Origin of the sequence: Streptomyces sp. 11-1-2, from assembly GCF_003595545.1 — a bacterium.
GTDB lineage: Bacteria > Actinomycetota > Actinomycetes > Streptomycetales > Streptomycetaceae > Streptomyces > Streptomyces hygroscopicus_B.
The window spans coordinates 9,300,311-9,322,717 of sequence record NZ_CP022545.1 but is presented as its reverse complement, the minus strand read 5'-3'; the positions used below and the strand labels follow the sequence as shown (position 1 = coordinate 9,322,717).

20 protein-coding genes and 1 pseudogene are annotated in these 22,407 nt (G+C 70.4%); 8 read left to right on the top strand and 13 right to left on the bottom strand.

What is annotated here, in order from left to right:
- The first annotated feature begins 193 nt into the window (after positions 1-193).
- The 4 genes and pseudogenes from CGL27_RS40175 to CGL27_RS40160 all read left to right on the top strand — a co-directional run bounded on the left by CGL27_RS40175 (position 194) and on the right by CGL27_RS40160 (position 6,418).
- Positions 194-2,067 (top strand): annotated as a pseudogene (locus tag CGL27_RS40175) (LamG-like jellyroll fold domain-containing protein).
- A gap of 287 nt (positions 2,068-2,354) precedes the next feature.
- Positions 2,355-3,911, top strand: coding sequence for an alpha/beta hydrolase (locus tag CGL27_RS40170; protein WP_119992457.1), 1,557 nt, complete (start codon positions 2,355-2,357; stop codon positions 3,909-3,911).
- Positions 3,908-5,119 (top strand): serine hydrolase domain-containing protein, encoded by a 1,212-nt coding sequence (locus tag CGL27_RS40165; protein WP_119992456.1) that lies wholly within the window; start codon positions 3,908-3,910, stop codon positions 5,117-5,119. The genes CGL27_RS40170 and CGL27_RS40165 overlap by 4 nt, the downstream gene beginning before the upstream one ends.
- A 174-nt stretch (positions 5,120-5,293) precedes the next feature.
- Positions 5,294-6,418 carry an alpha/beta hydrolase gene (locus CGL27_RS40160; protein ID WP_119992455.1) on the top strand — a complete coding sequence of 375 codons (1,125 nt, stop codon included), beginning with the start codon at positions 5,294-5,296 and terminating at the stop codon, positions 6,416-6,418.
- Between the two features lie 19 nt (positions 6,419-6,437).
- Here the strand turns inward: CGL27_RS40160 and CGL27_RS40155 are convergent, their stop codons facing one another.
- From CGL27_RS40155 to CGL27_RS40140, 4 genes are all read right to left on the bottom strand, one after another.
- On the bottom strand, positions 6,438-7,058 hold the full coding sequence (locus CGL27_RS40155; RefSeq protein WP_119992454.1) for a class I SAM-dependent methyltransferase: 621 nt from the start codon (positions 7,056-7,058) through the stop codon (positions 6,438-6,440).
- A 390-nt stretch (positions 7,059-7,448) separates the two neighbouring features.
- Complete coding sequence (locus CGL27_RS40150) at positions 7,449-7,649, bottom strand: DUF397 domain-containing protein (RefSeq protein WP_078639677.1); 201 nt, start codon at positions 7,647-7,649, stop codon at positions 7,449-7,451.
- Positions 7,639-7,863 carry a DUF397 domain-containing protein gene (locus CGL27_RS40145; RefSeq protein WP_078639678.1) on the bottom strand — a complete coding sequence of 75 codons (225 nt, stop codon included), beginning with the start codon at positions 7,861-7,863 and terminating at the stop codon, positions 7,639-7,641. Before CGL27_RS40145 ends, CGL27_RS40150 begins: the two co-directional genes overlap by 11 nt.
- A gap of 1 nt (position 7,864) precedes the next feature.
- Positions 7,865-8,728 carry a helix-turn-helix transcriptional regulator gene (locus CGL27_RS40140; RefSeq protein WP_078639679.1) on the bottom strand — a complete coding sequence of 288 codons (864 nt, stop codon included), beginning with the start codon at positions 8,726-8,728 and terminating at the stop codon, positions 7,865-7,867.
- 222 nt (positions 8,729-8,950) lie between these two features.
- Here CGL27_RS40140 and CGL27_RS40135 point away from each other — a divergent pair, with 222 nt between their 5' ends.
- Both CGL27_RS40135 and CGL27_RS40130 read left to right on the top strand, forming a co-directional pair.
- Entirely contained in the window at positions 8,951-9,262 is a 312-nt protein-coding gene (locus tag CGL27_RS40135) for a hypothetical protein (RefSeq protein WP_119992453.1), read from the top strand.
- A gap of 7 nt (positions 9,263-9,269) precedes the next feature.
- The gene (locus CGL27_RS40130) at positions 9,270-10,373 is read left to right on the top strand and encodes an NAD(P)-binding domain-containing protein (protein WP_119992452.1); all 1,104 of its coding nucleotides are present in this window, start codon (positions 9,270-9,272) and stop codon (positions 10,371-10,373) included.
- Here CGL27_RS40130 and CGL27_RS40125 read toward each other — a convergent pair.
- Entirely contained in the window at positions 10,344-11,354 is a 1,011-nt protein-coding gene (locus CGL27_RS40125) for a LacI family DNA-binding transcriptional regulator (RefSeq protein WP_078639682.1), read from the bottom strand. The two genes, CGL27_RS40130 and CGL27_RS40125, sit on opposite strands and share 30 nt — an antisense overlap.
- Before the next feature lie 349 nt (positions 11,355-11,703).
- Here CGL27_RS40125 and CGL27_RS40120 point away from each other — a divergent pair, with 349 nt between their 5' ends.
- The gene (locus CGL27_RS40120) at positions 11,704-13,140 is read left to right on the top strand and encodes a sugar porter family MFS transporter (RefSeq protein WP_119992451.1); all 1,437 of its coding nucleotides are present in this window, start codon (positions 11,704-11,706) and stop codon (positions 13,138-13,140) included.
- A 45-nt stretch (positions 13,141-13,185) separates the two neighbouring features.
- Positions 13,186-13,545, top strand: a complete 360-nt coding sequence (locus CGL27_RS40115; RefSeq protein WP_119992450.1) for a universal stress protein — start codon at positions 13,186-13,188, stop codon at positions 13,543-13,545.
- 84 nt (positions 13,546-13,629) lie between these two features.
- Here the strand turns inward: CGL27_RS40115 and CGL27_RS40110 are convergent, their stop codons facing one another.
- The 8 genes from CGL27_RS40110 to CGL27_RS40075 all read right to left on the bottom strand — a co-directional run bounded on the left by CGL27_RS40110 (position 13,630) and on the right by CGL27_RS40075 (position 22,380).
- Positions 13,630-14,649, bottom strand: coding sequence for a LacI family DNA-binding transcriptional regulator (locus tag CGL27_RS40110; protein ID WP_119992449.1), 1,020 nt, complete (start codon positions 14,647-14,649; stop codon positions 13,630-13,632).
- A gap of 155 nt (positions 14,650-14,804) precedes the next feature.
- Positions 14,805-15,830, bottom strand: coding sequence for a LacI family DNA-binding transcriptional regulator (locus tag CGL27_RS40105; protein ID WP_119992448.1), 1,026 nt, complete (start codon positions 15,828-15,830; stop codon positions 14,805-14,807).
- A gap of 3 nt (positions 15,831-15,833) precedes the next feature.
- Positions 15,834-17,264 (bottom strand): BNR repeat-containing protein, encoded by a 1,431-nt coding sequence (locus CGL27_RS40100; protein ID WP_119992447.1) that lies wholly within the window; start codon positions 17,262-17,264, stop codon positions 15,834-15,836.
- Between the two features lie 93 nt (positions 17,265-17,357).
- Positions 17,358-17,678, bottom strand: coding sequence for an L-rhamnose mutarotase (locus CGL27_RS40095; protein ID WP_119992446.1), 321 nt, complete (start codon positions 17,676-17,678; stop codon positions 17,358-17,360).
- A gap of 13 nt (positions 17,679-17,691) precedes the next feature.
- Positions 17,692-18,771, bottom strand: a complete 1,080-nt coding sequence (gene rhaS, locus CGL27_RS40090; protein ID WP_119992445.1) for a rhamnose ABC transporter substrate-binding protein — start codon at positions 18,769-18,771, stop codon at positions 17,692-17,694.
- Positions 18,772-18,800: 29 nt separating this feature from the next.
- Entirely contained in the window at positions 18,801-19,772 is a 972-nt protein-coding gene (locus tag CGL27_RS40085) for an ABC transporter permease (RefSeq protein WP_078639690.1), read from the bottom strand.
- On the bottom strand, positions 19,769-20,812 hold the full coding sequence (locus CGL27_RS40080) for an ABC transporter permease (RefSeq protein ID WP_119992444.1): 1,044 nt from the start codon (positions 20,810-20,812) through the stop codon (positions 19,769-19,771). The genes CGL27_RS40085 and CGL27_RS40080 overlap by 4 nt, the downstream gene beginning before the upstream one ends.
- Entirely contained in the window at positions 20,809-22,380 is a 1,572-nt protein-coding gene (locus tag CGL27_RS40075; protein WP_119992443.1) for a sugar ABC transporter ATP-binding protein, read from the bottom strand. The genes CGL27_RS40080 and CGL27_RS40075 overlap by 4 nt, the downstream gene beginning before the upstream one ends.
- Positions 22,381-22,407: the final 27 nt, after the last annotated feature.

Genomic DNA, 22,407 nt, shown 5'->3' with positions numbered 1-22,407 from the left:
CCTGGACCGCTCGTGGCGGACTTCCTCGCCATCGCCGTGCACCAGCTCACCGGGCCGCGTCGGCTCCGCCGTACGGCTGTTCCGCCCGCAACGGATCAGGCGCCGTTCACCTGACCGCCCCTGTGTGGTCACGGACCTTGACCACAGTGCGGTCCGGGGTCACCGGTTCTTCACACGATGCGCGGGAGTGTCAATGGACGCAGCGGGGCGCGCCCAGCTCGGCAGACGGACGCTGTTGCGGGCCACCGCCGTGATCCCGGCCGCGGGCACCGCCGCCGTCGTATCGGGTACGACACCCGCTCACGCGGCCACCGCGAAGGCCGGCGGCCACCGGTACGCCCCCGAGTCACCGCGGTTCAGCCTCGCGGTGCTGCCGGATACGCAGTACCTCTTCGACGCCGACAGCTCCGACCCGGAGCCGCTCCGGGCCACCTTCCGGTACCTGGTGTCCCAGCGCGAGGACGCCAACATCGCCTTCATGGCGCACCTGGGCGATGTCACCGAACACGGCTCGCGGGAGGAGATCACGCTGGCCGCGACGACATTCGGGACCATCCACGGCAAGGTCCCCTACAGCGTCCTGGCCGGCAACCACGACATCGACTCCGGCACCGACGACCAGCGCGGCGACAGCGCCTATCTCGACGCCTTCGGTCCGCGGCGGTACTCCGCCATGCCCACCTTCGGCGGCGCCTCGCCCGACGGCTACAACAGCTACCACGTCCTGCCCGCGGGCGGGCGTGAGTGGCTGGTCCTCGCGCTCGACTGGCGGATCTCCGACTCCGGACTGCGATGGGCGCAGAAGGTGCTCGACGCCCACCCCACCCTGCCCGCCGTCCTCACCACCCACGACCTGGCCTGGGCCGACGACGAGGGCAGCGCACAACTCTCGGACAACGGCGGGCGGCTGTGGGACGGCCTCGTCCGCGGCAACGACCAGATCTTCCTCGCCCTGGGCGGACACTACTGGCCCCCCGGGCGCACCGTCCTGACCAACGACGCCGGGAACGACGTCCACATCCACATCACCAACTACCAGGACCGGTACTACGGCGGCGCCGGAATGATCCGCCTCTACGCCTTCGACCTCGTCCGCGGTGTGATCGACGTGGAGACGTTCTCGCCCTGGTTCCTCAGCCGCGACCCGGAGAAGAGAACACCTCTGGAGGCGGAGACCATCGAACTGACCGGCCCCGTCGACCGGTTCAGCCTCGGCATCGACTTCGAACGCCGCTTCTCCTCCTTCGCGCCGGTCGTACCGCGCAAGCCGCGCCCGGCCTCCGCCGTCATGCCGCGCGGCACCCTCGCGTACTGGCGCTTCGACGCCTCGGGAACCGCCTCCCGCGCGGGCGCGGACGGACCGGTCGGCGCGGATACGGTGCTCCGCGACCTGTCCGGCCACGGCAACGACCTCCGGGTGACGCGCCTGCACGACAGCGAGCCCGACATCCTGACGTGGTCCGGCGAGCACCACGGCGACCAGCCGGCCCATGCCAGTCTGCGCTTCGACGGCGGCAAGGCCCCCGACCGCGGTGCGGTCCTGACCACCTCCGCCACCGCTCCGCTGAACTCCGAGAAGTTCACCGCTGGTTACACCATCGAGACGTTCATCAAGCTCCCGGACCCCTTCGAAGGCGACCACGCCTGGATGGGCATCCTGAGCTGGCAGGGGCGCAACGGCGACGCGGGGAAGACCACCGGCTGGTCGCCCGACGAGCCGACGTGCAGCCTCAATGTGACCCCGAGCGCTTCCTGCAGTTCGTGGTCTACCCCCATGTGCAGGACGCCGATCCCACCTCCTGGAGCCACGCACTGCCGGTGGGCCGGTGGACCCACATCGCCGTCGTCAACGACGGCCATCACACCGTGGTGTACGTCGACGGCTCGAAGATCGCCCGCAACCCCTCCCAGCCGGCGACGGGGATCGCCACCCTCGGCAAGCCCTTCGTGATCGGTGGCACCCAGTTCGAGGAGAAGTTCGGCCAGGGCTTCTACGGCTGGATCGGCGACACCCGCATCGTCGAACGAGCCCTGGGACCAAGGGACTTCATGACCGCCCCCGCCTAGTCCCACCATCTTTCACAGGTGGGGAAACGACCGGCTTCCACGCCATGGGCCGTTCGGCCCCACTCCGTGTCCGTAAGGTCGCCGCGCCTCACAAACCCGTGAACGAGCCGCGGTACCGGCGCGTCACTCGACCCGTCGGACAGGCTCCAGTCCGCTTCTCGGGGGTGGAGTCCGCTGCCTGTCAATACCGCACTCACCAGGAAGTGTGAACCGGCCAGCCGCATGGTCCGGCGTCATGTGCGCTCGTAGCGTCGTGGGTGACAGCTTCGTCCGATCCGAGGAGCACCATGCGCGTCCCGTCCGCGGTCACCATCAGCCTGGGTCTGGCCGGTTTACTCACCGCGGCCGCGCCCGCCACGGCCACACCACGTCAACCCACTGACGGTGCCCCTGCCCACCACCAGCGCCTCGTCTGGGGGCCCTGCTCAAAGGCGCAGACGGAGCTGAACGCGGCGGGGGCGGAGTGCGCCAAGGTGACCGTCCCCCTCGACTACTCCGACCCCGGCGGCCGTACCATCCAGGTCGCGATATCGCGGATCAAGGCTACGTCCACGGCCGGTAGGCGCGGCATTCTGCTGTCCAACCCCGGTGGTCCCGGCGGGACCGGTCTCGCCAACACCCTCGCGCTGCGCCCGGCGCTGAAGGAGGTGGCGGACCACTACGACCTGATCGGCTTCGACCCGAGGTTCCTCGGCGAGAGCACCCCCATCCGTTGCGCGCCCGGACGTCCCTCGCCGCCACCCGGCCCGGTCACCTCCCCGCGCGAGGACTTCGAGGAGACGGTCCGGTCCGCGCGGGACACGGCTCGGCGCTGCCAGGAGTACGGGGACAACGCGGAGTTGCTGCCGCATGCCTCGACCCGGAACGTGGCCCGCGACATGGACGCGATCCGGGCCGCGCTGAGCGAATCCAGACTGTCCTACTACGGCGTCTCCTACGGTGCCGACCTGGGCGCCGTATACACCCAGTTGTTCCCCCGCCGGGCCGACCGCGTGGTCATCGACTCCTCCACCGACCCGTCCGCCACCCAGTACGAGCTGTTCCAGCGGGCCGGCGACCCGCTGGAGGCGGGGCTGGACGAGTGGGCCGGATGGGCCGCCCGGCACAACGACCGGTACCGGCTGGGCCCGACCGGTAGCGTGGTGCGGGCGACCGTTCAGGAGCTGCTCGACCACGCCGAGCGCCGACCGGTGGCGGTCAGCGGACAGCGGCTGAACGCCCCCGTGCTGCGGCTGTTGCTCCGGCAGCTCGTCCAGCACCAGGAGAGCGACGCCGCCCTGGCCTCGGTGGTGCGCGATCTGGCCGACGCCGACGCCGGGAAGCCGATCGAGCCCGGCCCGGAGCTCGCCGCCATGCTCCAGTTGCTCAACTCGCCGGACCTCGAGGACAGCATGGTGGGCGGGGCACTGTTCATGTGCGGTGACGGCGGCTGGCCCGCTGGAGGCTGGCCGAAGAACCCGGAGACGTACTGGTACAACAGCGTTCGCAGTCGCGCCACGCAGCCGGTCTTCGGCCCGGTGGTCAACGGGATGATCGCACCGTGCGCGTTCTGGAAGACCGAACCGCGCGAGCCGGGCACCTCCATCCACAACAACGTGCCCGTCCTGATGCTGCAGGCCCGTCGCGACAACAACGTCCCCTACGACGGCGCCCTGGCACTGCACCGCAGGCTCACCGGCTCGCGACTGGTGACCGCGGACATCCGCTCGCACGGTGTCTACGGGCGGGGCATCGACGGCCATCAGCCCGTCCCCTGTGCCGACCAGGCCGTCAACGACTACCTGCGCGGCGGAACGCTGCCGACCGACGACATCACCTGCGCCCCCACGGGAGCCGCCCGATGAGCCCGAGGGGACCGGTCATCAGCCGGCGCAGGGGTATGGCGGCTGCCGCGGCGGCCGTTCTGGTGGGCGCCGGCTCCGGCACCGCCTCCGCGGTGCCACCCGCCGCGCGGCCACGCCGAAACGACGCCCTCCAGGCCGACGTGGACGCGATCCGGGCGACCGGGGCCACCGGAGTGCTGGCGGAAGTGCGCAGCGCGCAGGGGCGCACCCTCGCGCGGGCCGGCACAGCGGATCTGACGGCCGGTCGCCCGGTGCCCTGGGACGCCTATTACCGCCTCGGCAGCGACACCAAACCCTTCACCGCCACCATCGCCCTGCAGTTGGCCGGCGAAGGCAGACTCGCACTGACCGACGCCGTCGAACGGTGGTTGCCAGGGGTGGTCAAAGGGAACGGCAACGACGGCGGCAAGATCACCATCGCCAATCTGCTCCGCCAGACCAGCGGCCTGAACGACTACCTCGCCGCAGCGGGCGGAGAGGACGTGTTCACCCCCGAGGGCTACCTCAAGACACGGTTCCGGGCCTCCACGCCGCGGGAACAGCTGGAGGCCGCCCTGAGCCGGCCTCCGCTGTGGGTGCCGGACGCCGCCGACCCGGCGGAGGAACAGCGCTGGGGCTACTCCAACACCAACTACGTCATCGTGGGCCTCGTCATCGAACAGGTCACCGGACGCCCCTGGGCCCAGGAGATCCACGAACGCATCATCGAACCGCTCGGGCTCAGGAACACCCTCATCCCGGGCACCTCCGCGTATGTCCCGCGGCCGACCGCGACGGCATACACACAGTTCCCCGGCAGCCCGCACCTGACCGACACCTCCCTCGCCACCGGCGGCGGCGCGGACGGCGGCATCATCAGTACCACCCACGACCACGCCGTCTTCCTGCGCGCGCTGCTGGGCGGCCGACTGCTGCGCCCCGCCCAACTGTCCACGATGAAACGGACCGTGGCGGCCGACGGCTGGATTCCGGCCGACGGCGTGCGCTACGGCATGGGCATCGCCTGGCGGCCCGGGGGACGGAACCGCGAGGGCATCTGGTTCCACGGCGGAACCCACCTCGGAATCGTCTCGGAGAGCGGCGTCACAGCCGACGGCAGCCGCGCCGCGACCACCGCCACTTTCACGCTGCGCACCGACGAGGCACCAGCCGAGGCCCAGGCCGGGGCCACCCTCCGCCTCGTCGACCACGCCCTGGCCCACCAGTGATAGCCGTGAAGGCGTGGCGAGGGGAGCACGTGACCGAGGGCCGAGGAATCGGCCTTGGTGCCGGGGCGCAGGCCGACCCATCGGACACGGCCCAGTGTCTTCTGGATCAGAGGGGGTAGGTGGCGTTCGTCCCGCCCGATCGCCCCGCCCTCCCCCTATGACCAGGAGAGACACGTGCCCAGAACGCTTGTCACGGGTATCGCCGCCACCGCCGTCGCCACCGTCCTGCTCACGGGCTCCGGAGCCGTGAGCGCCACCGCCACGGCCACCGTGCCACGTGAGCCGCACGCCACCGATGTCCACCGGGTCCGTATCCAGGACGACTTCGACTCGCTCGGCCCCGAGGTGCGGGGGATGAAACTGGACTCGGGGCGCACCGCCCACTACATCGACGAGGGACCCCGGGACGGAAAGCCGGTTCTCTACCTCGGCGGCACGGGCACCAGCGCGCGGGTGGCCCATATGACGGACTTCCTGCGCAGCACCCGGGAGTCCCTCGGGCTGCGGCTGATTTCGGTCGAGCGCAACGGCTTCGGGGACACCGAGTTCGACAAGAGCCTGGGGAAGGCCGACTTCGCCAAGGACGCGCTTCAGGTGCTGGACCGTATCGGGGTGCGCAAGGTCAGTGTGGTCGCCATCTCGGGCGGCGGTCCGTACGCCGCCGAGTTGGCGTCCCTGGCCCCGGACCGTGTCCAGTCACTGCACCTGGCCGCCGCCCTGCCGCCGTACGGCGCGAAGCGTCCGTACTGCTCGATGTCCGACGAGGAGCTGGGCAAGTCGTTGGAGAAACAGATCGCCGACCCCCGCGTCTGGTGGGCGTTCCCGGACGACAGCCCGACCAAGCGCATCCCCGGCTTCGCCGACACCGCCTTCGAGGACGGCGCCCGCACCTACAACCAGCGCGGCCAGAAGTCCGACCCCGCGCCTCAGGTGCATGAGCAGAAGCTCTACTGCCAGCGGCCCGGCCCCGATCTGTCAAAGCTGACGGCCCCCGTCACCATCTACAGCGGGAAGAAGGACACGACCGTGCCGCCGAGCACGATCGACACCTGGAAGGAGCACCTGCCCGGCGACCCGGCCGTGCGCAGCTACGCCGACTCGGGGCATGACGTGCAGTACCGGCACTGGGACCAGATCCTCGTCGACCTCGCCGGGCACACGGACCGCACGGTGATCTGCTACCGGGGCCACAGCTCCATGCCACCTGCCCGGATCGCCGACCCGCTGGTCGAGAAGGGCCGGGCCACGCTCGGTAGCTGCGCCTGGCAGAAGTCCGATGGGGACGGCCCCGTCGACTGAGGCGGGATCCCGAGACACGTCACGGCCGCCGCGCCCAGAACAGGGCGTGGCCGCCGTCGCCCTCGGGGGCGAATTCCTCTCCCTCGACGGTCAGTCCGGCCCGGGTGAGCCAGTCCCGGTAGGTCGCGGCGTCGGCGTGGCTCCACCACATCGTGGCGCCACCGCCGAGCCAGTTGTCATCGGTGCCGGTCCAGGCGGTGTGCCCGGTGGTGGCCAGGAGCCAGCCACCCGGGCGTAGCCAGGTGGCGATCCTGGCGAGGAGGGGAGGCTGTTCCGCCAGGGGAATGTGGATCAGGGCGTAGAGGGAGACCACGGCGTCGAAGGAGGCGGCCGGGAAATCCACGGCCGTGGCATCGGCCTGGCGGAACTCGGCCTCCGGCACCAGTTCCCGCGCCCGGCGGATCTGCTCCCCGCTGATGTCGACACCGGTCACCCGGTGTCCTGCGGACGCCAGCACCCGGGCGACCGGGATGCCGCAGCCGCACCCGAGGTCCAGCACCGTGGCGGCGGGCGGGATGCGCTGCTGGAGTGCCCCGAGCCAGGGCTGGTACTTGGTTTCGGTGGCATAGGACTGTTCGTAGTGGCGGGAGAGCGCGTCATACCCGCGCCTGACCACGTCCTTGGGATCGTCGATGTCCACGGCGAGGCACGCTAGTTGGGGGCGAGTGCGTTCCGCGAACGGTTTTCGTGCGTCGGTGCGGCGCCGTTCGCGCCTTCGGCGCCTTTGAGCATGGGTCCGGGGGTGCCCTGGCCAGGCCCCGTCGCCGACCACCGGGCCGGTGGGGGCGAGGCCCGGTGGCGGCCCCCGTCGGCCCATGGTGAGGACCGGTCCGGACTGCGGCGGAGGGGTGGGGGTACCTCTGGAAAACGTTTGATAAATTAGTTGCGCCAGATCAAGCATTTCTGAGGGGATACCCGGGAGAGGCTGCCCCGCCGGCCCGGCGGACGGCGACGGCGCCGTGCCCCCGCCCCCGCCGCCGCTGCTCACATGCGCCGAAGGCGCGAGACGATGCCCGCGCCTGGGAGCCCGTCAGATGTTCCGCACCACGGCGACGAACTCCGCCCAGGCCCCGGCGGGGACGACCAGGGCAGGGCCGTCCTTGACCTTGGAGTCGCGGATACCGACCTGGGCGGTGTGGGGGAGGTGGGTGATCTCCACGCACGCGGTGCCGTTCGCCTCGCTGTAGGAGGACTTGAACCAAACACTCTCCGGCGCAACATCAGATGACATGCCCCGCCTCCCGTATCTGCTCGATGAACTCCGCCCAGGCCGTGACCGGAACGACCAACGCGGGGCCAACCTTGTTCTTCGAGTCGCGGATGCCTACCTGGGCGGTGCGGGGCAGGGGGGCGATCTCCACGCAGCCGGTGCCGTTGTTCTCGCTGTACGAGGACTTGAACCAGGCGCTCTCTGGGGCGACGTCAGGCGCTACGCGGTAAGTCATGTCAGATCTCCCGTGCTAGTTGTTGTAGAAACGCCGGTGTCTCGCCGGGGGCGAGGGCACCTGCCCGCAGAGCCTCGAACCTGCGGGAGAAGGACCAGATGGTCGTCTCCTTGTCGCTGATGTCCGACCCGTCGATCGCATCGCTCTGCACGACTGTCGGCAACGGACTGCCGAACTCCCACAGATTGAAGTTGGCGCCGGTCCTGTACGTGGCCGTGGCCATGGGAAGGATCTGGACCGTCACATTGTCGAGCCCGGCCAGGGTCTGAATCTCCTCGTACTGCTCGCGCATGATCTCCGGGCTGCCCACCACTCGTCTCAGCGACGCCTCGTCCTGGATGACCCAGAGTTCCAAGGGGCTGTCTCTGCGCCTCAGGGCCCGTTTCCGCTCACCACGGATCTGGATGTGGCGCTCGACGAACTCGGTGTTGGTTTCTTCGACCGGCTTGGCGGCCAGGAACATCTCCCGGGTGTAGCGCTCCGTTTGCAGCAGGCCGAAGATGACGTGGGGCTGCCACGTACGGCTGGTGCGGGCTCCGCTTTCCAGGCCGATGTACATCCCCATGCCCGACGGCAGCACACTGCGATAGATGGACCACCATCCCCGGTTGAGGGAGTCGCGATGGATCTGTAGGAGGAAGTCCGCGTCTTCCTCGTCCTCGACGCCATATCGGTCCAAGAGGGCCTTCAGGTCCGCGGCCTTGGGCAGGGCCGAGAGACCGTTCTCGACGCGGAACAGTTTTGTGGTGGAAAACGTCAACCCGTCCACCGCCTCCGCCAGGGTGAATCCGGCCTTGTCCCTCAACCGCTTGAGCTCCCAGCCGAGTTGCATGCGACGGACCGTCGGTCCCGTTGGTGCTGCCACGAGTATGCCTCCCGCTGGGTCGAGCCTGCCATGCCGCCGTGCGAGTTCTGAGTCTGACAAGGACAGCCCGCCACATCAGGCCATTTGCCCACTCGGTCACATATGCCATCTGAAGCGGAAATTAGCTGTCATCTTGCGCGCCAGCTTCCGCGCATCCGAAGCTGTTTCCGCCACCGCGCCATCACTCGCGGTAGCCGAACCTCGGAACGCCATGGAGCCCTCATGCCTTCATCACGCCCCCGTCTGCTGCCCTGGCCCGGACTGAACGGGCAGCCCTGCTTCCTCGTCAGCGACGACACCGGCACCAGCCACCTTTCACGGCTGGCCGACGAGATGGAGGCCGTACAGCTACGGACCGGGGCCGAGCTTCTCGGGCATGCCCGGCCGCTGCTCCGGGACCGCAAAGCCGACGCCTGTGAGCTGCGCTTCGTGGGGCATCGGCTCGCCGAGGCGCTGCATGACGCGCTGCGGGTGGCGGAGAGCCGGGGGCAGCGGCTGGAGGACCGGGAAGAGACCGCCCCCGAGCAGAGTTAGTAGAAGCATGAACAACAGCGTGGACGTCGTGGTCATCGGTGCCGGACAGGCGGGGTTGTCCGGGGCCTATCACCTGAGGCGGGCCGGGTACGAGCCCGGTACGGGCTTCGTGGCGCTCGACCACGCGCCCGCGCCCGGCGGGGCGTGGCAGTTCCGGTGGCCGTCGCTGACGTACGGCAAGGTGCACGGGATGTACGACCTGCCCGGCATGCGGCTGACCAGCGACGACGCGGATCCCGAGCGGCCTTCGTCCGAGGTGATCCCGGCGTACTTCGCACGGTACGAGCGCGCCTTCGAGCTGGGGGTCGTCCGGCCTGTGCATGTCACCGCCGTACGGGACGGGGACGACGGGCGGCTGCTGGTGGAGACCTCGGCCGGGACATGGTCCGCCCGCGCGCTGATCAACGCGACCGGGACCTGGGACCGGCCCTTCTGGCCGCGCTACCCCGGGCAGGAGACCTTCCGGGGGCGGCAACTGCACACCGCGCGGTATCCGGGGCCCGAGGCGTTCGCCGGGCAGCGGGTGATCGTCGTCGGGGGCGGTACGTCCGGGGTGCAGCATCTGCTGGAGGTCGCGGAGGTGGCGGCGGAGACGACCTGGGTGACACGGCGCCCGCCGGTGTTCCACACCGGGCCGTTCGGCCAGGACCAGGGGCGCGCCGCCGTCGCGCTGGTGGAGGAGCGGGTCCGGCGGGGGCTGCCGCCGCAGAGCGTGGTGTCCGTGACCGGGCTGCCCATGACGGAGGCGATGGAGCGGGCCCGGGCCAAGGGCGTGCTGGAGCGGCTGCCGATGTTCGAGCGGATCACCCCGTCCGGGGTGGCCTGGGCTGATGGGCGTCATGTCGACGCGGACGTGATCCTCTGGGCCACCGGCTTCCGCGCCGCGATCGACCATCTCGCCCCGCTGCGACTGCGCGAGCCCGGTGGCGGGATCGCCGTCGAGGGCACCAGGGCGGTCCGGGATCCGCGGGTGCATCTGGTCGGCTACGGGCCGTCGGCCAGCACGGTGGGCGCCAACCGGGCGGGCCGGGCCGCCGTACGGGAGATCCAGGAGCTGCTGGACACGCGCGACGGCCGGCGGTCACCGGAGAGGATCGCCGTCGGGCCTTGACCGAGTGCGGGGTGGGCCGGTGCTTCCCCGGACGACGAGGGTGGGGTTGAGGACGATGTCCCGGTCGGCGGTGCGCCCCTCGTCGAGTCGTTCGACGGCTGCCCGGACGGCGGTCTCCGCCGCCTCGGCGGCGTCCTGGCGCACCGAGGTGAGGTCGATGAAGGACAGCCGGGCGAGTTGGCTGTCGTCGTAGCCGACGATGGACACGTCCTCGGGCACCCTGACGCCCGCGCGCAGGAACGTGCCGAGCAGACCGTGCGCACAGCGGTCGTTCCCGGCGATGACCGCCGTGGGCAGCTCGGGCAGCGCGAGCAGGTCCCGGGCCGCCTGGGCGCCGGATTCCTCGGTGTAGTCGCCGGGGTGGACCCGGATGTGATCGGCGAGTCCGTGGCGGCGCATGGCGGCGCGGTATCCGCGTCGCCTCTCGTCGGCGCCGGGCATGGCGCCGCCTTCGATGTGCGTGATGGCGCGGTGCCCCAGCGTGACGAGGTGGTCGACCGCTTGGCCCATCCCCTTGCGCTCGGCGGTCCGGACGACATCCACACCGGCGGCTCTGGTGCGCGGGCTGATCTCCACGATGGGGGTCCGTCCGACGCCCGTGGTCAGGTGTTGCCGACTGGACGTCGCGCCGATGGTGATGATGGCTTCACTGCGCAGTCCGAGCAGCTCTTCCACCCCCTGACGCTCGTCGCGGGTGGCGAACATGGCGTTGAGCACGAGGGTGTAGCCGTGCTTCTGGGCGGCGGGGTAGAGGGCCTCGACGATGCCCACGTCGTGTGGCTGGCGCACGGTGAACAACACGCCCAACTGCCGGCTTCGCGTGCGCCGCAGAAGCTGGGCGGCGGTGTCGGGACGATAGCCGAGTTCCTCGGCCGCTTGGAACACGCGTCGGCGCGTCTCGGAACTCGCGCCGGGCTGGTTGCGGAACACCAGTGACACCAGGGCCTGCGAGACACCGACACGCGCGGCGACGTCGGACATGGTCGGACGCTTGGGGCGCCCCACTGAGGTTCCCGGCTCACCCGTCCGGCCGGCGCCCCCCGGATCCCTCATGTGGACCTCCTCGTGTTCATGTCTTGACATGCGTCACACCGCGCTCCCATAGTACGTAGCACTTGTACGTACTAGTTGTACTGACAAACAGACAAAGGCCCTCCGTAGCCGCGCGATCGCGGCTGGGCAGCCACGAGACCGCGCGGCAGGCGACCCCTGCCGAGATGGCTGCGCCGCCGCACCGGGCCCAAGCACGCCCCCACTCAGTCGACACCGGGATACCACCGCACGTGTCGGGGCGCCACCACGACCTCCGCTGCCTCCACGAGGAGACACGATGAACACCCGACTCGACGCCGAGAACTCGGGCATCGCACCGCAAGAACCCGAACTGCCGCCGGACACCAAAGGCCCCCATTCACGACGACTCGGCCTGGTCGCCGTCATCGTGACCTTCGGCGGGCTGCTGTTCGGCTACGACACCGGCGTCGTCAACGGCGCCCTCGATCCTCTCACCGACGACCTCGGACTGACCGCGCTCACCGAGGGAATCGTCGTCAGCAACCTCGTCTTCGGTGCCGCCTTCGGCGCCATGATCGGCGGAGTGCTGTCGGACCGGCACGGCCGCCGCCACAACATCCTGCTGCTGTCCCTGGTGTTCATGGTCGGCACCGTGGGCTGCGTCCTGTCGCCGAACTGGCAGGTTCTCGCCCTCTTCCGCTTCATCCTCGGCCTCGCCGTGGGCGGTGCCTCGGCGACGGTTCCGGTCTATCTGGCCGAACTCGCCCCGGTCGAACGCCGCGGCTCCATCGTCACCCGCAACGAGGTGATGATCGTGTCAGGCCAATTCGCCGCGTTCGTCATCAACGCGGTCATCTTCAGTCTCTGGGGCGAAACCGACGGCATCTGGCGGCTCATGCTCCTGGTCGCCGTGCTTCCGGCGATCGGGCTGTTCATCGGCATGCTGCGGCTGCCGGAAAGCCCGCGCTGGCTGGTCGCCCAGGGCCGTGACGACGAGGCACTCGCGGTCCTGTCCCAGGTCCGCACCCCCGAGCGGGCCCAGGCGGAGATGGCCGAGGTCCACCGCCTCGCCGAGGAGGAGCGGGTCGCCAAGACCGCGGGCCGGGTGGATCTCGGAGTGCGATGGGTGCGTGTGCTCATCCTGATCGGGGCGGGCCTCGGCATCTGTCAGCAGTTCACCGGCATCAACTCCGTCATGTACTACGGTACGCAACTGCTCGGCGACGCCGGGTTCTCGGGCGACTCCGCCATCATCGCGAACACCCTCAACGGCGCTTTCAGCGTCATCGGCATCGCGGTGGGCGTGTCGGTCATCAACAAGATCAAGCGACGCACCATGCTGCTCGGCGGGTTCACCCTCACCACGACGTTCCACCTGCTCGTCGGTCTTTCCGCGATGCTGCTGCCCGAGGGCGGTGCGAAGGCGTGGTTCATTCTCGTGTTCGTCGTGCTCTTCGTCTTCTCCATGCAGGCCACCATCGGTCCGCTGGTCTGGCTCATCCTCTCCGAGATGTTCCCGCTGAAGATCCGCAGCCTGGCCATCGGTGTCAGCATCTTCGTGCTGTGGATGGCGAACGCCCTGGTCGCCCTCGGCTTCCCGCCCGTCGTGAAGGCCCTGGGGATCTCGAACACCTTCCTCGGCTTCGCCGCTTTCGGTGTGCTGGCCATCATCTTCATCGCAACCTGTGTTCCCGAGACCAAGGGCCGCTCGCTGGAAGAGCTGGAAGACGACTTCCGCGCCCGCTACTCCTGATCCGCCCTTCCCCGTCCCGTCCGTCCCGAGAGGAGGGCCCGCACCATGACCGTCATGACCGCTATCGCCGAGGGCCGCGAGGGAGACCACGCGCTGACCGCGGGAATCGCCGAGGCCCGTCTGCTGGGCACCGATCTGGTATTGGTCAATCTGCGTCTGTCAGCACTGGACCGCTCCGACCTGCCCGAGGACCTGAAGATCACGATCGTCGAGCGCAGTGGTCCCGGTGACCGCGACCCCGTCGACGCCGTTCTGGACGAAATCGAGGCCCGGCCCGATGTCGACCGGCTGGTCATCGGCATCCGCCGACGATCGCCCGTGGGCAAGGCGCTGCTGGGCAGCGTGAGCCAGCGGCTGCTGCTGGAGAGCAGCGTCCCCGTCGTCGCCGTCAAACCCCCGGTCTGACCGGGCCCCGGCGTCGGGAAGGGCCCCTGGAATTCGCCCGTGCCGGGCCCCTTCCCGATGCCGCGGAGACCGGTGAACCCGAGGTCACGCCCCCGGCCTCGGCGCGAACGTCGATTCCCTGACCACCAGTTCGGGCTGCAGGACGATCCGCCGGTGCTGATGGTCCTCCGCTTCCTCACCGGTCTCCTCGATGAGCAGCTCCGCCGCCGTCCGCCCCATCCGGAACGCCGGCTGGCGCACCGACGTCAGCGGCACCGCGGCCGCCGCCGCGAACTCGATGTCGTCATACCCCACCAGCGCCACCTCCCCCGGCACCGACACCCTGGCCGCGAAAAGGGCCTGCAGCACTCCGAGCGCCAGGAGGTCGTTGGCGCAGAACACGGCTGTTGGGCGCGGTGAGATGCCCAGCAGCCGCGCGCCCGCGTCCCGGCCCGAGGCCACGTCCAGCCGCTCGGCCTCGATGTGCACCATCGCCTCCGTCGCCAGCCCCTCCTCCGCGAACGCGCTGAGCAGCCCGGCGCGCCGGTCCTGGCACTGCGGGAGCAGCATCGGACCGCTGACGTAGACCACGGAGCGGTGTCCCTGGGCGATGAGGTGACGGCCGGCGAGCGCCCCGCCCTCGATGTCGTCGACCGACACCGAGCAGCCGTCGGCGCTGGGCACCTCGCGGTCCACGAAGACGAACGGGATGTCGTGGCGCCGGAAGCCCTCCAGGTTGGCCCCGGTGACATCGGCCGGGGTGACCAGCACCCCGCGCACCCGGTGCTCGGCGAAGAGGCCGAGGTAGTCGGCCTCCTCCTCGGGGCTCTGGGCGCTGTTGCACACCATCACCCCCAGCCCCGCCTCCCGCGCCGCACGCTCCGCACCGCTCGCCACGTCCACGAAGAACGGGTTCGCCATGTCCAGCACCAGCAACGCGATGATGCGGCTGCGCCCCGCGCGCAGTTGACGCGCGGACTCCTGGCGTACGTAGCCCGTGCGCTCGATGACGGCCTGCACCCGGTCGCGCGTGGCCTCGGCGACCATCTCGGGCCGGTTGATCACGTTCGAGACGGTTCCGACGGATACTCCCGCCTGCCGCGCGACGTCCTTGATCCCCACCATGCGTCCCACGACCCGGAGCCTCCGTCTTCCCGCGACCCACCGCGGTCGCGGGAACATGGTAGTGCTCTGTTCGACCGGTCGGGCAGGACCGGGCCGCCGCTGCGGGCCGCTCGGCACCGCTCCGGAGCCGCTCCGGGCCACCGCGGGGCCCCGTCTCAGCCGCGGGGGCGGACCAGGCTCGACCCGCGGACGACGAGTTCGGGCTGGAGGACGATCCGCTGGTGGCGGTGGTCCGCTGCCCGCTCCTCCGTCTCCTCGATCAGCAGCTCGGCCGCCATCCGCCCCATCCGGAACGCCGGCTGGCGCACCGACGTCAGCGGCACCGCGGCCGCCGCCGCGAACTCGATGTCGTCGTACCCCACCAGCGCCACCTCGCCCGGCACCGACACCCCGGCCCCGTACAGCGACTGCAGCACCCCCAGCGCCAGCAGGTCGTTGGCACAGAACACCGCCGTCGGCCGCGGTGACATGCCCAGCAGCCGCGCCCCCGCGTCCCGCCCGGACGTCACATCCAGCCGCTCCACCTCGACATGGCGCAGCGCGGACTCGCCGAGCCCCTGCTCGCGCAGGGCGCGCAGCGCACCCTCACGGCGGTCGCGGCACTGGGCCAGCCGCATCGGCCCGCTCACATAGGCGAGGGTGCGATGGCCGAGGCCCAGCAGGTGGCGAACGGCGAGTTCGCCGCCGGTGACATCGTCGACCGACACCGAACATCCCTCGGCGCTGGGCAGCACCCGGTCGACGAGGACGAACGGGATGGGCTGCCGCCGGAAGGAGGCGAGGTTGCGCCCGGTCATATCGGCCGGGGTCATCAGCACCCCGCGCACCCGCTGTTCGGCGAAGAGCCCGAGGTAGTCGGCCTCCTCCTCGGGGCTCTGGGCGCTGTTGCACACCATCACCCCCAGCCCCGCCTCCCGCGCCGCACGCTCGGCGCCCCGCGCCACGTCCACGAAGAACGGGTTCGCCATGTCCAGCACCAACAGCGCGATGATGCGGCTGTGTCCGGCCCGCAGTTGACGCGCGGACTCCTGGCGTACGTAGCCCAGGCGCTCGATGGTGGACAGCACCCGGGCCCGGGTCTCCTCGGACACCGACTCCGGGCGGTTGATGACGTTGGAGACCGTGCCGACCGAGACCCCGGCCTCGCGCGCCACCTCTTTGATGCCCACCCCGGGTGCCATCCGTCAGGAGGGGAGCGTGAAGTCGATGACGCGGAGGGCGGAGGGTGTGGTGCCGCTGGACCTCCGCTGGTACATGAATGACAGGACGCCGTCCTGCGCGAGCCGGGTGTCGTCCACGACGACCTCGCCGAAGGCGCTGAGGCCGCTGCCGTCGAAGAGGGCCTTCCAGTCCGTCCAGCCGGAGGACTTGGACGCGGCCACGATCCGGCCGTACGGCATCACGGCGTAGGCGTTGTCGTAGCGGTCGAAGACCAGGTGGCTGCGCTGGGTGGAGCCCGGCGGCACCGGGATCTCGGTCTTCTTCCAGGTGCCGGCTGCGTCCTTGAAGAGGTGGAAGGTGCGGCCGTTGGCCTTCCGATCGGCCGCGTAGTCGGTGGTGCACTGTCCGAAGCGGCCGGGGACATAGCTGATCAGGGCGTGCGGCACTCCGGCGGAGTCGGTGGCCTGGCTCTCCTGGTTCATCAGCGAGTGGTCGGGGTTCAGCGGGTCGACGACGGTTCCGGCGTCGCCGACCGCCACCGCGTCCGAGCCACCGGTGGTGCCGACGACGGTGCCCGCCGCGGTGCGCCAGGTGCGGCCTCGGTCGGAGCTGTAGACATAGCCGGTGTCGTGGTTGGTGAGACCGCCGCTCGCGCACATCACCGCGTTGTTCTGCTCGCGCCAGGTGTAGAAGGCTTGCAGCCGGCCGTCGGGCCCGTAGTCGATGCCGTGCAGATACATGTTGCGGGCGGTGCTGGAGCCGTGCTCGCTGGTGTAGGTCCCGGTGGCGGAGGACCATGCGCCGAGCGCCGTCCACTTGCTTCCGTCGTACTCGGCGAGCGCGTTGCGGCCGTTGCCGGAGACGCCGGAGCGGTAGCTGAGCTGGAGCCGGCCCTCGGGGGTGGCGATGAACTGGGGGTAGGTGAACTGGGAGGTGAGCGTCAGGCCGTCGAGGGTGGTCTGGACGGCGCCGAACTGGCCGGTGGTCCAGGGGTGCCCGGCGGGGTCGTCCACCAGCCCGGCCACCGACTTCACATAGAAGAAGCCGCTGCTGTGGGAGTCCATGTTCAGATGCAGTCGGCCGTCGATCCGCGAGATCCCCATGGAGATGACGTTGTGGGAGTCGTCGGCAGTGAGCCGGTGCGGCAGGGTGACGGTCTGCCACCTCTGCTGGGCCAGGGCGCGGCGGCCGATGACCGCGCTGCGGTCGGCGGTGTACCAGACGGCGTACTGATAGCCCTTGTAGGTGAGCAGCCCGTTCTTCTGGAAGGCGTTGTTGTTGACCAGGCCGTCGAACGACTCGAAGTAGACGGCCTTGGCGTCCAGTTGGGTGTCGGCGACCTGGTGCACGGCCGGGCCGGGCGCGGCGGCGGCGCCCGCACCGGGGGGCGCGGCGCCGAGCAGAGCGGTGGCGAGCAGGGCGGTGGCGAGCGCGACGGCGGCCGGGGGTCTCATCTGGGGTCTCCGTTCTACGTCGGTGGACGGGCCGTGGAGCGGTCCGCCCGGCGGGTGCGGAGCGGGTCCGGGGCGTGGGCCCCGGACCGGGACCTATACGAGGTGGAAGACCTCCGTGAGCGGCTTCATCGCCTCGTCCGGTTTCGCGCCGTCGAGCGCTTCGAAGAAGGGCGCCATCTCGGCCTGCCAGCGGGCGTTGACCTCGGTGGCGGCCATCGCGGCCTGGGCCGCCTCGAAGTCCTCGGTCTCCAGGTAGCCCGCCAGCAGCCCGTCCTCGCGCAGGAAGAGCGAGTAGTTGTGCCAGCCGGTCTCCGCGAGCGCCGCCCGCATCTCGGGCCAGACAGCTTCGTGCCGCTCGCGGTACTCCTCGATCCGGTCCTGGCGGACCTTCAGCAGAAAACACACCCGCCGCATCGCCGGACCGCCCTCAGAAGTCGAACTTGTCGATGTTGGACTTGTCGAAGACGGTGGGCGGGCCGAGGATGATCTCGCCGTTCTTGCCGACCGTGTACTCGCCCAGCTTCCCGGCCTTGAACTTCTCCCCCTCGGCCCCGGTGATCTGCCCGGAGGCGAGCGCGGCCGCGGCGTACGAGCCGAGGTAGCCGAGCTTCTTGGGGTCCCAGAGCGAGAACTGCGCGACGGTGCCGTCCTTGACGTACTTGCGCATCTGGTTGGGCGTGCCGAGTCCGTTCAGCACGACCTTGCCCTCGTACGAGGAGCCGCTGATGTAGCGGGCGGCCGCGGCGATGCCGACCGTGGTGGGCGCGATGATGCCCTTGAGCTTCGGATACGCCTTGAGCAGACCCTGGGTCTCCTGGAAGGACTTCTGGTCGTCGTCGTCCCCGTACACCGTCTTGACCAGCTTCATGTTCTTGTAGGCGGGCTTGCGCAGCTCGTCCTGCATGAAGCGGATCCAGGTGTTCTGGTTGGTGGCGTTCTGGGTGGCGGACAGGATCGCGATCTCGCCCTTGTAGTCGAGCTGCTTGGCGAGGTGCTGGACCTGGCTGCGGCCGATCTCCTCGGAGCCGGCCTGGTTGATGAAGAGCTGACGGCAGGCCGGGGCGGTGTCGGAGTCGTACGCCACCACCTTGATGTCCTTCTTCATCGCCTGCTTGAGCGGGCCGCAGACCGCGTTGGGGTCGTTGGCCGCGATCAGGATGGCGTCCTGGCGCTGCTGGACCAGGGTGTTGATGTACGTCACCTGGGAGGAGGCGCTGGCGTCGGACGGGCCGACCTCCTTGCCCTTGCCGCCGAACTCCCCGGCGGCCGTGATCCCCGCCTGGTCGATGAGCTTCTCGTACGGGTTGTTGATCTGCTTGGGCAGAAAGGCCAGCTTGAGGCCCTTCTTCAGGGGTGCGCCGGGGTCGGCCTTGGCATCGGTCTTGGCGGGGCCGCTGTTGTCGTTGTCCTTCTTGGTGGTGCCGCCGCAGCCGGCCAGGGCCACGGCCAGGGCACAGACCGCGGCGGCGGTGGCGGCGGCGCGGCGGCGCGCGGGAGAGCTCTTCATGGGGAGACCTTTCGCGGTGCGTGGGTGGATCAGCTGGTCGAGGCGGCGGCGCGCCGGTGACGCCAGGCGCTCACGGTGGTGATCAGGCGGGGGGTGAGGACGGAGGCCACCAGCAGCAGCCCGGTGACGATCACCTGGACCTCGTTGGCCACGTCGTTGAGGGTCAGCAGGTTCTTCAGGACGCCGATGAGCAGCACTCCGGCGACGGCCCCGAACAGCGTGCCCTTCCCGCCGTCGAAATCGACGCCGCCCAGCAGGACGGAGGCGATGACGAGCATTTCGAAGCCCTGGCCGTTGTCGGCCCGCGCGCTGCCGTACCGCAGGGTGAACACGACCCCCGCGAAGGCCGAGATCAGCCCGCTGACGACGAACAGCAGCAGCTTGACGCGCTTCACGCGGATGCCCGCGAAGTACGCGGCGTCCTCCTGGGCGCCGATGGCGAACAGCGACCGGCCCAGGCCCGTGGCGTGCAGCACCACGGCGGCGATGGCGGCCAGCACGATGAACAGCACCACCGGATAGGTGAGGAAGGTGCCGGGCACGGTGGTGGTGTCCACGGCCCACTTGGCGTACGTCTCGGGGAAGTCGGTGATGGCGCCCGTGCCGAGCACCACCGAGGCCAGCCCCCGGTAGAGGGCGAGCGTCCCGATGGTGACGGCGAGCGAGGGCAGCCCGACCCGGGTCACCAGCCAGCCGTTGATCAGCCCCCCGGCCACCCCGACCAGCAGCACGACCGGCACGATGGTCTCGAACGCCCAGCCCGCGTCCCACAGTTGGCCGGTGAGCGCGCTCCCCAGGCCGAGCATCGAGGCCACCGACAGATCCACCTGCCCGGCCACCACCAGCAGCGTCATCGGCAGCGCCATCAGCGCGACCTCGGCGATGTCGTTGAAGGCGAAGGCGAGGTTGTCGCGGCTCGCGAAGCCGTCCGTGGTGCCGAGGCCGGTGAGGAAGACGGCCACCAGCAGCACCCCGACGGCGGTGTCCCACCTGAGCTTCATCGAGCGCTCCTCTTCCTCAGCGCACGGGTCATGCGCACCCTCACGATCCGGTCCACGCTGATGGCCGCCAGCAGCAGCGCACCCGCGATGGCGTCCTGCCAGAAGGAGTCGACCTTCAGCACGGCCAGGGCACTGCCGATGGTGGTGAGCAGCAGCGCGCCCAGCGCCGCGCCCCACACCGTGCCGGTGCCGCCGACGATGGCGACGCCACCGACCACCACCGCGCTGACCACGGTGAGTTCCCAGCCGTGGGCGTTGTCGGCGACGACGGTGCCGAAGCGGGCCAGCCACAGCGCGCCCGCGAAGCCCGAGACGGCGCCGGAGAACAGATACGCACCGAGCACCCGCCGCCGGATCGGCACCCCGGCCAGCCGGGCGGCCTCCGGGCTGGAGCCGATGGCGTACAGCTCACGGCCGCTGCGGTAGGTGCGCAGGACGTACGCGGTCCCGGCGAGCACCGCGAAGGCGATCAGCGGGAGATACGGAATGCCCAGCACGCTGCCGCTGCCCAGGTCCAGCACGGGCTGCGGCACATCGGCCGCGTTGATCTGCTCCCCTTGCGCCCACCAGTAGTCGACGCCCTGGATGATGTAGAGCATCCCGAGGGTCACCACCAGCGCGGGCACCCGGCCGAAGCTCACCAGCGCACCGCTGACGATGCCGCAGCCCGCGCCGACGAGGAGGCCGAGCAGCAGAACCGTCAGCACCCCGTGGTCGGTGCCGGAGACGAACTTCCCGCAGGCGAAGGCGGACAGGCCCACCACGGAGCCGACCGACAGATCGATATTGCGGGTGATGACCACCACCGACTGCCCGACCGCGAGCAGCACCAGGATCGCGGCGTTGAGCAACAGGTCCTTGATGCCCTGGTCATTGAGGAAGCGCGGCTCGGCGATCCAGGTAAACAGCACCAGCAGCAGGAGGGCGCCGGCGATGCTGATCTCCCGCGCACGGAAGACGGCGTCGACGAGCGAGCGCGCCGAGCGCGCCGTCTCGGGCGCGGCGGCGGGCTTCCCCGGTTTCTCGACGGTCACGCTCACGTCCGTGTCCTTTCGCCGGTGAGGCCCGTGACGCCGGTGTCGCCGGTGTCGCCGGTGTCGCCGGTGAGCCCTGTCGCGGCGGCCATGACGGACTCCTCGGTGGCCTCGGCGCGCGGGATCTCGGCGACCAGCCGGCCCTCGTGCATCACCAGGACCCGGTCGGCCATGCCCAGCACCTCGGGCAGATCGGAGGAGATCATCAGCACCGCGAGGCCGTCGGCGGCCAGCGACGACAGCAGCCGGTGCACCTCGGCCTTGGTGCCGACGTCGATCCCGCGCGTGGGCTCGTCGACGATGAGCACCGTGGGCTCGGTCGCCAGCCACTTGGCGAGCACGACCTTCTGCTGATTGCCACCGGACAGCACCCCGACGTGGTCTGCGAGGCTGCCGTACTTCAGCTGGAGCCGGACCGCCCAGTCGGCCGCCCGGCCGCGCTCCAGCGCCCGTCGCACCAGCCCCGCGCGGCCCAGTTGGTCAAGGCCGGTCAGCCCGATGTTCCGTTCGATGGACATCTCCATCACCAGGCCCCGCTGGCGCCGGTCCTCGGGGACGAGCGCGAGCCCGGCGTCCATGGCGGCGGTCGGCGAACCGGGCCGCAGCACCGTCCCGTCGACCCCCACCTCGCCCGCGTCCGCCCGGTCCACGCCGAAGACGGCCTGGGCGACCTCGGTGCGCCCGGCGCCGACCAGCCCGGCGAGCGCGACGATCTCACCGCGCCGCACCTCGAAGGAGACGTCCCGGAAGACGCCCTCACGGGTCAGCCGCCGCACCGACAGCGCGGTTTCGCCGACCCGGCTGTCCTGCTTGGGGTAGAGCTCGGCCAGGTCCCGGCCGACCATGCGGCGGACCAGATCGTCCTGGGTCAGCCCCGTCAGCGGCTCGGAGGCCACCCACCGGCCGTCCCGCAGGATGGTGACCCGCTGGCACAGCTCGAAGATCTCCTCCAGGCGGTGGGAGATGAAGAGCACGGCGGCGCCCTCGGCGCGCAGCGTCTCGACGACCGAGAAGAGCCGGGCGGTCTCGCTTCCGGTCAGCGCCGCCGTCGGCTCGTCCATGATCAGCACCCGGGCGTCGAAGGAGAGCGCCTTGGCGATCTCGACGATCTGCTGATCGGCGATGGACAGGCCCCGGGCGGGCCGGTCCGGGTCGAGGTCGACGCCGAGCCGCGCCATCAGGGCGGCGGTGGAGGTCCGTACGGCCTTGTGGTCGATCCGGCCGAGGGCCCGGCGGGGCTGACGGCCCATGAAGATGTTCTCGGCGATGGACAGATCGGGGAAGAGCGTGGGCTCCTGGTAGATGACGGCGATGCCGACGTCGCGCGCGTCGGCGGGGCCGTGGAAGACCACCGGCTCGCCGTCCAGCAGCACCCGGCCGGAGTCGGGCCGGTGCACCCCGGCGAGGGCTTTGATCAGCGTCGACTTACCCGCCCCGTTCTCACCGGCCAGGGCATGGGCCTCACCGGCGAAGAGCTCGAGCGAGACATCGCGAAGGGCCCGTACGGCGCCGAAGGATTTGTTCACCCCCTCGAGGGCGAGGACCGGCACACCGGTCGAAGCAGGCTGGCTCACGGAGTCTCCTGACGCATACCCAGGGCG

What these genes read in the sequence shown, in the direction of transcription:
- CGL27_RS40170 (WP_119992457.1), top strand. Translation starts at nt 2,355, where the DNA reads ATGCGCGTCCCGTCCGCGGTCACCATCAGCCTGGGTCTGGCCGGTTTA.
- CGL27_RS40165 (WP_119992456.1), top strand. Translation starts at nt 3,908, where the DNA reads ATGAGCCCGAGGGGACCGGTCATCAGCCGGCGCAGGGGTATGGCGGCT.
- CGL27_RS40150 (WP_078639677.1), bottom strand. Translation starts at nt 7,649, where the DNA reads ATGTCATCTGATGTTGCGCCGGAGAGTGTTTGGTTCAAGTCCTCCTAC.
- CGL27_RS40145 (WP_078639678.1), bottom strand. Translation starts at nt 7,863, where the DNA reads ATGACTTACCGCGTAGCGCCTGACGTCGCCCCAGAGAGCGCCTGGTTC.
- CGL27_RS40135 (WP_119992453.1), top strand. Translation starts at nt 8,951, where the DNA reads ATGCCTTCATCACGCCCCCGTCTGCTGCCCTGGCCCGGACTGAACGGG.
- CGL27_RS40130 (WP_119992452.1), top strand. Translation starts at nt 9,270, where the DNA reads ATGAACAACAGCGTGGACGTCGTGGTCATCGGTGCCGGACAGGCGGGG.
- CGL27_RS40125 (WP_078639682.1), bottom strand. Translation starts at nt 11,354, where the DNA reads ATGTCCGACGTCGCCGCGCGTGTCGGTGTCTCGCAGGCCCTGGTGTCA.
- CGL27_RS40120 (WP_119992451.1), top strand. Translation starts at nt 11,704, where the DNA reads ATGAACACCCGACTCGACGCCGAGAACTCGGGCATCGCACCGCAAGAA.
- CGL27_RS40115 (WP_119992450.1), top strand. Translation starts at nt 13,186, where the DNA reads ATGACCGTCATGACCGCTATCGCCGAGGGCCGCGAGGGAGACCACGCG.
- CGL27_RS40110 (WP_119992449.1), bottom strand. Translation starts at nt 14,649, where the DNA reads ATGGTGGGGATCAAGGACGTCGCGCGGCAGGCGGGAGTATCCGTCGGA.
- CGL27_RS40105 (WP_119992448.1), bottom strand. Translation starts at nt 15,830, where the DNA reads ATGGCACCCGGGGTGGGCATCAAAGAGGTGGCGCGCGAGGCCGGGGTC.
- CGL27_RS40100 (WP_119992447.1), bottom strand. Translation starts at nt 17,264, where the DNA reads ATGAGACCCCCGGCCGCCGTCGCGCTCGCCACCGCCCTGCTCGCCACC.
- CGL27_RS40095 (WP_119992446.1), bottom strand. Translation starts at nt 17,678, where the DNA reads ATGCGGCGGGTGTGTTTTCTGCTGAAGGTCCGCCAGGACCGGATCGAG.
- rhaS (WP_119992445.1), bottom strand. Translation starts at nt 18,771, where the DNA reads ATGAAGAGCTCTCCCGCGCGCCGCCGCGCCGCCGCCACCGCCGCCGCG.
- CGL27_RS40085 (WP_078639690.1), bottom strand. Translation starts at nt 19,772, where the DNA reads ATGAAGCTCAGGTGGGACACCGCCGTCGGGGTGCTGCTGGTGGCCGTC.